General features: G+C 65.4%; 9 protein-coding genes. 6 read left to right on the plus strand and 3 right to left on the minus strand.

Features of this window, described 5'->3' with window-relative positions; genetic code table 11:
• Positions 1–63: 63 nt before the first annotated feature.
• Complete coding sequence (locus tag OPV09_RS12040) at positions 64–840, minus strand: transferase spermidine synthase (protein ID WP_338681870.1); 777 nt, start codon at positions 838–840, stop codon at positions 64–66.
• 157 nt (positions 841–997) lie between these two features.
• Between OPV09_RS12040 and OPV09_RS12045 the strand changes: the two genes are divergently transcribed.
• Positions 998–1,273, plus strand: coding sequence for a hypothetical protein (locus tag OPV09_RS12045; RefSeq protein WP_034757372.1), 276 nt, complete (start codon positions 998–1,000; stop codon positions 1,271–1,273).
• A 37-nt stretch (positions 1,274–1,310) separates the two neighbouring features.
• Positions 1,311–2,462 carry a GGDEF domain-containing protein gene (locus OPV09_RS12050; protein ID WP_219328310.1) on the plus strand — a complete coding sequence of 384 codons (1,152 nt, stop codon included), beginning with the start codon at positions 1,311–1,313 and terminating at the stop codon, positions 2,460–2,462.
• Positions 2,463–2,468: 6 nt separating this feature from the next.
• On the opposite strand, the gene OPV09_RS12055 is transcribed toward OPV09_RS12050, so the two are convergent.
• Entirely contained in the window at positions 2,469–2,813 is a 345-nt protein-coding gene (locus OPV09_RS12055; protein WP_338681872.1) for a hypothetical protein, read from the minus strand.
• Between the two features lie 304 nt (positions 2,814–3,117).
• Between OPV09_RS12055 and OPV09_RS12060 the strand changes: the two genes are divergently transcribed.
• The 4 genes from OPV09_RS12060 to fdhD all read left to right on the plus strand — a co-directional run bounded on the left by OPV09_RS12060 (position 3,118) and on the right by fdhD (position 7,502).
• Positions 3,118–4,200 (plus strand): calcium:proton antiporter, encoded by a 1,083-nt coding sequence (locus OPV09_RS12060; RefSeq protein WP_034757382.1) that lies wholly within the window; start codon positions 3,118–3,120, stop codon positions 4,198–4,200.
• A gap of 163 nt (positions 4,201–4,363) precedes the next feature.
• Positions 4,364–5,821: a Ppx/GppA phosphatase family protein gene (locus OPV09_RS12065; RefSeq protein WP_034757385.1), complete on the plus strand. Its 1,458-nt coding sequence runs from the start codon at positions 4,364–4,366 to the stop codon at positions 5,819–5,821.
• Between the two features lie 101 nt (positions 5,822–5,922).
• Positions 5,923–6,606: a hypothetical protein gene (locus OPV09_RS12070; protein WP_338681874.1), complete on the plus strand. Its 684-nt coding sequence runs from the start codon at positions 5,923–5,925 to the stop codon at positions 6,604–6,606.
• Between the two features lie 68 nt (positions 6,607–6,674).
• Positions 6,675–7,502, plus strand: coding sequence for a formate dehydrogenase accessory sulfurtransferase FdhD (gene fdhD, locus OPV09_RS12075; protein WP_338681876.1), 828 nt, complete (start codon positions 6,675–6,677; stop codon positions 7,500–7,502).
• Here the strand turns inward: fdhD and OPV09_RS12080 are convergent.
• Positions 7,478–9,802, minus strand: coding sequence for an FdhF/YdeP family oxidoreductase (locus tag OPV09_RS12080; RefSeq protein ID WP_338681877.1), 2,325 nt, complete (start codon positions 9,800–9,802; stop codon positions 7,478–7,480). The two genes, fdhD and OPV09_RS12080, sit on opposite strands and share 25 nt — an antisense overlap.
• Positions 9,803–9,829 lie beyond the last annotated feature (27 nt).

Genomic DNA, 9,829 nt, shown 5'->3' on the forward strand with positions numbered 1-9,829 from the left:
TGCTGATTTTGCACCAAAACACTGCAAATAAGCAACAATATCTCTGGCCGGGGAAGATGACTTTCAGTCGCTGCCCGCGCCGGACTGACGGCGCAAACGCCACAATTGCCATGCCGGCAGAAAGCGGTTCAGGAACGCCAGGCCGGCCATCCGGCGCCAGCGCACTAGGCGCACCACGCGCACGGCGCGGCCGCCAGCGCCCGGGTCCTGCCCGGGCTTGGCGGCGAAGACGATGCGGTTATTGCCGGCGATGCCATCGAAGTGGCAGACGGCGCCGCGGAAGGTGAGCATCAGCCGCGCCAGCATGGCGGGGTAGTGCTCGTCATAGCTGAACAGGTTGGCCACCAGCACGCCGCCGGGCAGCAGGGCGCGCAGGCAGTCCGCGTAGAAGCGGGCGCTGCCGAGGGCTGGCGGCAAGCCCGTTTCGTCGTAGCCGTCGAGCAGCAGCACGTCGGCGCAGCCCGGATGCTGGCGGATGTAGCTGACGGCATCCGTCTCGATGATGCGCAGGCGCGCATCGTCGGGCGGCAGCATGAACTGCTCGCGCAGGGCGATCACGTCGGCGCGCAATTCCAGCACCGTGATGCACGTCTCGGGCAGGTGGCGGTGGCAGAATTTCAGCAGCGAACCGCCGCCCAGTCCCACCATCAGGATGTGCCGCGGGCGCGGCACGAACAGCGTAAAACACATCATGGCGCGCGCATAGCGCAGCAGCAGATGGTCGGGGCGCGACAGCAGCATTTCGCTCTGGATCATGCCGGGCTGGAATTCCAGGCGGCGCCGGTCGCCACAGGTATGCACCTGCGGGGAAAGTGGGGTGGTGCTTCTGTTTTCCGGCATGGGACGACTTCGCTGAGTAGGCTGGGGGAGATGCTTTGTTGCATTCAGAGAAATCTGATAAGCTCCCGTGAGCATACCCGATTAATCCGCGCCGAGCATGCGTATATGTACGGCGCGCGGCGGCACGGCCGCGCAGTCGGGCACCATGGAGACAAGCATGTTTTTGGATCACCCCATCATTACGGCGACGAACAGTTTCACGGAGCCTGACCGCATCGAGCGGCTGACGCGCGTGTATGGTTACGCGGCGGCGCTGGCCGACCAGGCCGCCAATGTCGGATTCATTGAAAAAGTGGCGCAAATTCACGACCACAAGGGCACCCTGATCGTGTTCTGGCACGAGGCGCCCAGCGAAGTGGAAAAGCAGTATTTCGTGCAGGCGTGGGCCAGCAAGATCGGCGACGGCAGCACCAATGTCGAACACGAAATCTGACCTGGCGCGCCGCGCCTGCGCATCGATCGCGTAGCCCATGGACATCAAGACCCTGGTACTGGCCCTGGCGCTCGGCAACCTGAGCCTGTGCGCCGCCCTGTTCTTCTTCGAGTACGAGCGCAAGAAGTCGCTCAGCATGTCCACCTGGGCGGTGGCCAAGCAATGCCAGGCCATTGCCTGGTGTCTGCTGTATTTCCGCGGCGTGCTGCCCGATTTCCTCTCCATCCTGCTCGGCAACAGCCTGCTGTTTGCCGGCATGGCGCTCGATGCGGGCGCGTTGTGGCAGGCGGCCGGGCGCAACGGCTGGCGCCGCACCGTGCTGCCGGCGCTGGGCCTGTCGGTGGGACTGTTTGCCGCCTGCTACCTGTTCGACGTGGCGCCGCTGCTGCGCAGCGCCGGCGGTTCGCTGATCGTGGCCGGTTTCTTCCTCTCCGGCGTGGCGGCCCTGTGCCTGAAGTGGCGCGAGGCGAGCATGCTGCGCCGCTTCCTCGTCGTCAGCATGGGCCTGCTGTCCTTGCTGATCGCCGCGCGCGGCGTGCTGGCCGCCGCCGTCCCCGGTTTTGACGCGGAGCTGATGCAGCTGGCCGGCTTCGGCGCCCTGTACCTGATGATGCTGACGAACGCCTTCGGCTATCTGCTGCTGTCGCGTGAAAAACTGGGCGGCGAGCTGGCGCGGCTGGAAGTGCTCGACGCGGCCACGGGCGTGCCGAACCGGCGCGGCTTTTACCAGGCGCTGGCGCCATGGATGGCGCTGGCGCGCCGGCCCGGTTTGCCGACGGCGCTGGTGGTGCTCAATATCGACCACTTCAAACGAGTCAACGACAGCTATGGCCATCCCGTCGGCGATGCTGTGCTGAAAACCATCGTCGACACCTGCCGCCAGCAGTTGCGCGACAGCGACCTGATGGGCCGCCTTGGCGGCGCCGAATTCGCCATCCAGCTGCCGCGCACGACCCTGGTCGATGCGCTGATGGTGGCCGAGCGGATCCGCGCCGCTGTCGAAGCGCTGCCCGTCAAGACGGAGCGCGCCGTGCTGCAGCTGACGGCCAGCCTGGGGGTGACCACCATCCGCGCCGAAGACAGCACCGTCAGCCTGTTCAAGCGGGCCGACGAGGCGCTACAATCGGCCAAGCAGGCGGGCCGCAACCGCGTCGTCGAGGCGCAAGCTGCCAGCACTCTCGATATTTAAATCGGATTACTTCTTGTGCGAGCCCAGCCAGCTCGGTTCCTTGCCGCATTCCTTGGGCAGGAACAGGGCGTCGAGGCCCGGATCGCAGCGCCGGTCAGGCGCCTTCATCGGCTCGACGGTCAGCCATTCGCTCTTGGGCAGTATCTTTTCTCCGCGTGGCGCCACGGGCGGCGCGGGCGGCAGGCTGTCTTGCCAGCGTGACTCTGACGCTGTTGCCGGCGCGGCCGCAGTGGCCCAGTCCGCGTCAACTTGCGCGGCGTCCGCTGGTGGCGTGTCCGCGTGCGCGGCGGCGCACAGCAAGCTGCCCGCGAAGAAGAACGTGCGCATGGCTGTGCTGTTTATGGAAATCATGGTTGGTCCTTGGTCGGTGCCGCGAAGGCGGATCCTGCATTATGACGGCGGCCGGAAGCAAAAAGACAAGGAAATTGCAACGGCATGTTACCAAAGGGACTATAGTTGCTGGTAGCAAGCACGTGCGCCGCGGCAAGGTGATTGAACGGTGAACCAGGCGTGGAGCGCCTTCACCGGAACATGTGCATTCCCTAACTTTCATTTAAGCTAGGCAAGTTATGCTGTGGCATGCACGCCAGGCTGCCCTTGTTGTCCTTTGCTGTCCGCACCGCAGTTCCCCTTTTTTACTCTTGCCAGGCCCATAATGAAAATGCTTAAATCCCTGCCTGTATGGCCGCTTGCCGCCCCGATTGCCGGCTGGCTGTTTCTGTTCGGTTCCACCTTCAATGTCGGCGGCGCCTACCAGATCCTGCTGGTCGCTGGCCTGATCGGCAGCGTGCTGGCCGCCGTGTACCACGCGGAAGTGGTGGCGCACCGCATCGGCGAACCGTACGGCACCCTGGTGCTGGCGCTGGCCGTGACCTTGATCGAGGTGGCGCTGATCGTCTCGCTGATGCTGGCCGGCGGACCGGAAACGACGGGCCTGGCGCGCGACACCGTGTTTGCCGCCATCATGATCATCCTGAACGGCATCGTCGGCATCTGCCTGCTGCTGGGCGCCGGGCGCCACCGTGAGCAGACCTTCGGCCTGCTGGGCGTGAGCGCTTCGCTGGCCACCCTGGCGGCCATCGCCGTTCTGACCCTGGTGCTGCCGAACTACACGTCGAGCGCCGCCGGCCCCTTCTACAATTCCAGCCAACTGATCTTCATCGCCGTTATTTCCCTCGTCCTGTATGGCACCTTCGTGCTGGTGCAGACCGTGCGCCACCGCGATTACTTCCTGCCCAAGGAAGCCGTCGGTGATGAAGAGGTGCATGCGGCGCCGCCCACGCCAACAGTCGCCTGGGTCAGCGCCGGTGCGCTGCTCGTGTGCCTGGGCGCCGTGGTGCTGCTGGCCAAGTCGCTGGCGCCCGCGCTGGAGACGGCGATTGCCGCCATGGGCGCGCCGAAAACCCTGGTCGGCATCGTCATCGCCGCCATCGTTCTGCTGCCAGAAGGCCTGGCGGCCGTGCGCGCCGCGCGTGCCAACCGCCTGCAAACGAGTCTGAACCTGGCGCTCGGCTCCGCGCTGGCCAGTATCGGCCTGACGATACCGGCCGTTGTCGTGGTGTCGCTGGCCACGGGCCTGACGATTACCCTGGGGCTCGATATCAAGTCGACGGTGCTGCTGCTGCTGTCGCTGATGGTGGCCACCCTGTCGCTGGGCACGGGCCGCACCACGGTCATGCAGGGCACGGTGCACCTGGTGATTTTCGCCGTATATTTATTTACCACCATCGTGCCGTAAGCTGCCGCACGGCTGCCGTTTTGTCACAATCCTGTCACGCCGCTGTCATACGATGGGGGTAGTGTGGTAGGATTTTTAAATTGTTTAAATGATTTATATAGTTTAGCAACTGAGTTTGCCAACTTTTTCAGTTGGCACAGCAATGACAAGACAAGAGGCCAGTATGTATGCAGCGGTGGACCTGGGGTCCAACAGTTTTCGTTTACACGTCGGCAAGCATGATGGCGACACGATCCGCGTGGTCAAGAGCGTGCGCGATCCGATACGCCTGGCCGCCGGCCTGGATGCCAATGGCGACCTGACCGAGGCGGCCATGCAGGGCGCGCTGGCCTGCCTGCAGCGCTTTCGCGCCATCCTCGCGGGCTTCGAGCTCGATGCCGTGCGCGTGGTGGCCACGTCGGCCATGCGCGTGGCGCGCAACGGCGCCGTCTTCCTGCCGCTGGCCGAGCAAGCCATCGGCTACCCGATCGAAATCATCTCGGGCGAGGAAGAGGGGCGCTTGATCTACATGGGCGTGGCCAATGCGCTGGCCATACCCGGCGAACGCCGGCTGGTGATGGATATCGGCGGCGGCTCGACGGAACTGATACTGGGGCGCGGCAACGATATCGAGCGGGTCGAGTCGTTCAGCCTGGGCACCGTCAAGCAAAGCCTGTCGTTCTTCATCGGCGGGCGCATCGACGCGCCGTCGTTCGAGGCGGCCATCCTGTCGGCGCGCAGCCATTTCGAGGATGCGGCGCCGCCATACCATCCGCAGCACTGGAAGACGGCCTATGGTTCTTCCGGCACCATCCGCACGATCGCCGACATCATCGCCCGCAACAAGCTCGGTGACGGCTTGCTCACGAGCGCCAGCCTCGACGCGCTGGCGCGCCGCTTCATCGAACTCGGTCACACGAGCCGCATCGACATGCCCGGCTTGCGGCCCGACCGCGCCAGCACCATCGTCGGCGGCCTGGCGATCTTGATCGGCCTGTTCCGTGAACTGGCCATTCCCGCCATGACGCCGATCGAGGCGGGCTTGCGCATGGGCGTGATGTGGGATCTGTACCTGCGTTCGACCAAGCGCGACCGCCGCGAACAGTCGGTGCAGGGCTGCATGGAGAAATTCCATATCGACCAGCAGCGCGCCGGCCGGGTGGCCGAGCAGGCGCTGGCCATGTACGCGCAGCTCAAGCCCACGTCCGACGCCCTCGTGAAATGCCTGCGCTGGAGCAGCCTGCTGCACGAGGTGGGCCTGGCCGTGTCGCAGACGGGCTACCACAAGCATGCCTCCTACATCGTGGAAAACGCGGACTTGCCCGGTTTTACCACGCGCGAACAGAAGACCATGAGCCGGCTGATCCTGGCGCAGAAGGGCAACTTGCGCAAGATCGGCGAAGTGCTGTCCGACCCCGATTTCGCCAAGGCCGTGCTGGCGCTGCGCCTGTCGATTTTGCTCATGCATGCGCGCATTGAAGCCGATTTCAGCGAACTGCGCCTGCGCATGAAGAACCGCATCGAGCTCGATATCAAGCGCGGCTGGGTGGCGCACCATCCGACCGTGTCGTTCTGGATCGAGAAGGAGCAGGAATTCTGGGACGAGGTGGGAGTCGATTTCACCATCCGCGCCAGCGCGTAGTGGATCATTGGGTCATGCCATGCGCATGACTTGATGTGCAGCAAGCAAGATTTTTAAAAACAGTATATATTGTTTATATTATTTACTAGATTGGAAAATCCATGACCAAAACCGTCCCAGCGAAAAAGCCCGACAGCGCGCCCGTATCGATGTTCCCTACCAGCGCCTCGATCAATGCGGCAGCGGCCAAGGCCGCACCTGCCGCCAAGCCTGCAGTGAAGCCTGCAGCCAAGCCCGCAGCCAAGCCGGTGGCAAAAGCCGCCGTCAAGCCAGTGGCCGCCAAACCGGCCGCAGCGAAGCCGGCAGCAGCGAAGCCAGTAGCAGCGAAGCCTGCCGCTGCCAAGGCGCCAGCCGCCAAGCCGGCGGCCAAGGCCGTCGTCGCCAAACCAGCCGCCAAGGCGGCAGTGAAAGCCGTTGCCAAGCCAGCGGCCAAAGTCGCTGCCAAGCCCGCCGCCAAGCCGGCAGCGAAAGCCGCCGTCAAAGCGGTAGCCAAACCAGCCGCCAAGCCTGCGCCAGCGAAAAAAGCGCCGGCCGCCAAGGTCGCCGCCGTCAAGGAAAAAGCCCGCAAGCCGAAACTCGTGCGCGACAGCTTCACCATGCCGGAAGCGGAATACGAAGTCCTGGGCCAGGTGAAGAAAGCCTGCCTGAAGGCCGGTTTCGAGATCAAGAAAAGCGAATTGCTGCGCATCGGCGTGGCGCTGATCAGCCAGATCGACCTGGCCACCCTGCAAAACGTGCTGGCCGGCTTGCCGCAGCTGAAAACGGGCCGTCCGAAGAAGGATTGATGGCGCGGGCAGGGGCCGCCCCCTGCCTGGCCGTTCTGGTTTACCATGGGGCCTGTGAAAGTTCCCCCATGGTTGCCATGTCAGAAGATACAGAGATCGAACGCGCCGGCTTCGTCGAGCGCGCCATCGTCCGCCACCAGGCGGGCGCTGCTACCCCCGCCATCGACCACGTCGCCGAGGAAATCCCCGTCGCGCTGGTCTTCAATGGCATTTCCCACGTCGTCATGATGGCCACCCCGCGCGACCTGGAAGCGTTTGCCTACGGCTTCGCGCTGACGGAAGGCGTGGTCGCTTCCGCCGATGCCATCTTCGATTGCGAAGTGTTCCTGCGTCCCGATTCCGCCGAAGTGGCCTTGCGCATCGCCCAGGAGGATTTCGTGCGCCTGAAGGACCGGCGCCGCCAGCTGACGGGCCGCACGGGCTGCGGCGTGTGCGGCATCGACAGCATCGACATGCTCGACTTGCAGCCGGCGCCGCTGCCGCCACCCCTGATCCGCGTCGACTTGCCGGCCGCGCTGGCGCGTGCCTCCGCCGGCTTGCGCGAGCACCAGACGCTGATGCGGGAAACGGGCGGCGTGCACGCGGCCGCGTGGTGCACGCCCGATGGCGATATCGTGCACGTGTTCGAGGATGTCGGCCGCCACAACGGCCTCGATAAACTGATCGGCCATCTGGCGCTGCACGGTATCGACATGCGGCGCGGCTTCGTCTTCCTGTCCAGCCGCGGCAGCTACGAGCTGGCGCGCAAGGCGGCGCGCATGCGGATTCCGCTGCTGGCGACGATTTCCGCCCCCAGTTCGCTGGCCATTTCCATCGCCACGCAGGCCGGCATGAAGCTGGCGGGATTCTGCCGCCAGGATGCCTACGTCGACTACACGCCCGGCATTACCTTGTAACTTACGCTGCGCTCCAGCAGCACGGGCACGGACTTCGATGTGGGCGTGCCGGCGCCGTCGGCCGTGCTGGCCAGCGGCACCAGCGCGTTCGTCTCCGGGTAGTACGCGCCCAGGCAGCCGCGCGGGATGTCGTAGGCGACGAGCCGGAAGCCATCGGCGCGGCGCGCCACGCCATCGTCCCAGGCGCCGGTCAAGTCCACCATGTCGCCATCGGCAAAGCCCAGCATGGCGATATCGTCCGCGTTGGCGAAGACGACCTTGCGCGTGCCGTACACGCCGCGGTAGCGGTCATCCATGCCGTAGATGGTGGTGTTGTACTGGTCGTGCGAGCGTGTGCTCATCAAGACCATCAGGCGCTCGCCGTGGCGCGCGCGAGCGCGGTGCAACGGCGTATCGAGGTCCAGCGGGGCGACGAGGAAGCTGGCCTTGCCGCTGGCCGTCTTCCACACGCGTTCGCGCGACGCCACCGTCAAGTGAAAGCCACCCGGCTGCGCCACCCTGGCGTTGTAGTCGTAAAAATCGTCAAACACCTTTTCGATGTCGTCGCGGATGCGCGCATAGTCGGCCGCATAGGCGCGCCAGTCGACCAGGCTGCTCCCCACCGCTGCTTCGGCCATGCCGGCCACGATGGCCACTTCCGAGCGCAGCTGCGGCGAAGCGGGCGCATTGCGGCCGTACGAGATATGCACCATGCTCATCGAATCTTCCACCGTCACGCCCTGCGCCACGCCGCCTTGCAGGTCGATTTCCGTGCGCCCCAGGGTGGGCAGCAGCAGCGCTTCCTTGCCGATGACCAGATGGCTGCGATTGAGCTTGGTGGCCACCTGCACCGTCAGCGCGCACTGGCGCAGGGCGGCAAAGGTCAGCGGCGTATCGGGCGTGGCGGCCGCGAAATTGCCGCCCAGCGCAATGAACACTTTTACCTCGCCGCGCTGCATGGCTGCGATGGTGGCCACCACGTCGTGGCCATGCGCGCGCGGCGGCGCGAATCCATACACCTGGCCCAGGCGGTCGAGGAAGGCCGCCGTCGGCTTTTCCTCGATGCCCACCGTGCGGTCGCCCTGCACGTTCGAGTGGCCGCGCACGGGACATAGCCCGGCGCCCGGCTTGCCGATCTGCCCGCGCAGCATCATCAGGTTCGACAGCATGCGGATGGCCGCCACGCTGTGCTTGTGCTGCGTCAGGCCCATGCCCCAGGTGGCGATGGCGCGCTGGCCTTTGATGAAGATGTCGGTCAATGCCTCGATCTGCGCACGGTTCACGCCCGATTCTGCCACGAGCAGTTGCCAATTCTCTGCGCGCAGGTCGTCGCGGAAGGCGTCGAAACCGCTGCAGTGTTCAGCGATGAAAGCGTGGTCGATGACGGCGGGCGCGCTGGCCGCCTGCGCCGCATCGTCATGCTCGACGACGCGTTTGGCGACGGCCTTGATCAGGGCGAAGTCGCCGCCCAGGGTCGGTTGCACGAACAGGCCGGCCAGGCGCGTGCTGCCCAGGGTCGCCATTTCCAGCGCGCTTTGCGGGTCCATGAAGCGCTGCAAGCCCCGTTCGCGCAGGGGATTGATGGAGACGATGCTGCCGCCGCGGCGCGCGCAGTCGCGCAGTTCGCCCAGCATGCGCGGGTGGTTTGTGGCGGGATTCTGGCCGAAGATGAGGATGGTGTCGGCCAGTTCGAAGTCGGCCAGGGTCACCGTGCCCTTGCCGATGCCCACGGTGGCCGGCAAGCCGCGGCTGGTCGCCTCGTGGCACATGTTGGAGCAGTCGGGGAAGTTATTCGTGCCGTACAGGCGCGCCATCAGCTGGTACAAAAACGCGGCTTCATTGCTGGCGCGGCCCGAGGTGTAGAACGCGGCCTGGTCCGGGTCGGGCAGGGCGCGCAGGTGGCGGCCCACGAGGGCAAAGGCGTCGTCCCAGGAAATCGGCACATAGCGGTCGCTGGCGGCGTCGTACACCATCGGTTCCGTCAGGCGGCCGTGCTGTTCGAGCGCGTAGTCCGATTGCTCCAGCAGCTGCGTGACGGTATGGCTGGCGAACAGCTCGGGGCCGGCGCGGCGGCTGGTCGCTTCGGCGGCGACGGCCTTGGCGCCGTTTTCGCAAAAGGCAAACGTGGAAGCGTGGTTGCGGTCGGGCCAGGCGCAGCCGGGGCAATCGAAGCCGTCCGGCTGGTTTTGCGCCAGCAGCGCCTTCAGGTTCTCGGGCGCGACCCGTTCCTGGCGCAGGCTGATGGCCACGTGTTTCAGGGCGTCCCAGCCGGCGGCCGGCTTGGTGTAGGGCGTGATGTGCGGTGCGTCCTGGTCTTTCATGGGCTCTTTCGGCTGGGCGAGTGTGGT

Source organism: Janthinobacterium sp. TB1-E2, from assembly GCF_036885605.1.
GTDB lineage: Bacteria > Pseudomonadota > Gammaproteobacteria > Burkholderiales > Burkholderiaceae_D > Janthinobacterium > Janthinobacterium aestuarii.

Bases quoted from the DNA above. Each gene is read 5' to 3' on its own strand.
- OPV09_RS12040 (WP_338681870.1), bottom strand. From the start codon at position 840: ATGCCGGAAAACAGAAGCACCACCCCACTTTCCCCGCAGGTGCATACC.
- OPV09_RS12045 (WP_034757372.1), top strand. From the start codon at position 998: ATGTTTTTGGATCACCCCATCATTACGGCGACGAACAGTTTCACGGAG.
- OPV09_RS12050 (WP_219328310.1), top strand. From the start codon at position 1,311: ATGGACATCAAGACCCTGGTACTGGCCCTGGCGCTCGGCAACCTGAGC.
- OPV09_RS12055 (WP_338681872.1), bottom strand. From the start codon at position 2,813: ATGATTTCCATAAACAGCACAGCCATGCGCACGTTCTTCTTCGCGGGC.
- OPV09_RS12060 (WP_034757382.1), top strand. From the start codon at position 3,118: ATGAAAATGCTTAAATCCCTGCCTGTATGGCCGCTTGCCGCCCCGATT.
- OPV09_RS12065 (WP_034757385.1), top strand. From the start codon at position 4,364: ATGTATGCAGCGGTGGACCTGGGGTCCAACAGTTTTCGTTTACACGTC.
- OPV09_RS12070 (WP_338681874.1), top strand. From the start codon at position 5,923: ATGACCAAAACCGTCCCAGCGAAAAAGCCCGACAGCGCGCCCGTATCG.
- fdhD (WP_338681876.1), top strand. From the start codon at position 6,675: ATGGTTGCCATGTCAGAAGATACAGAGATCGAACGCGCCGGCTTCGTC.
- OPV09_RS12080 (WP_338681877.1), bottom strand. From the start codon at position 9,802: ATGAAAGACCAGGACGCACCGCACATCACGCCCTACACCAAGCCGGCC.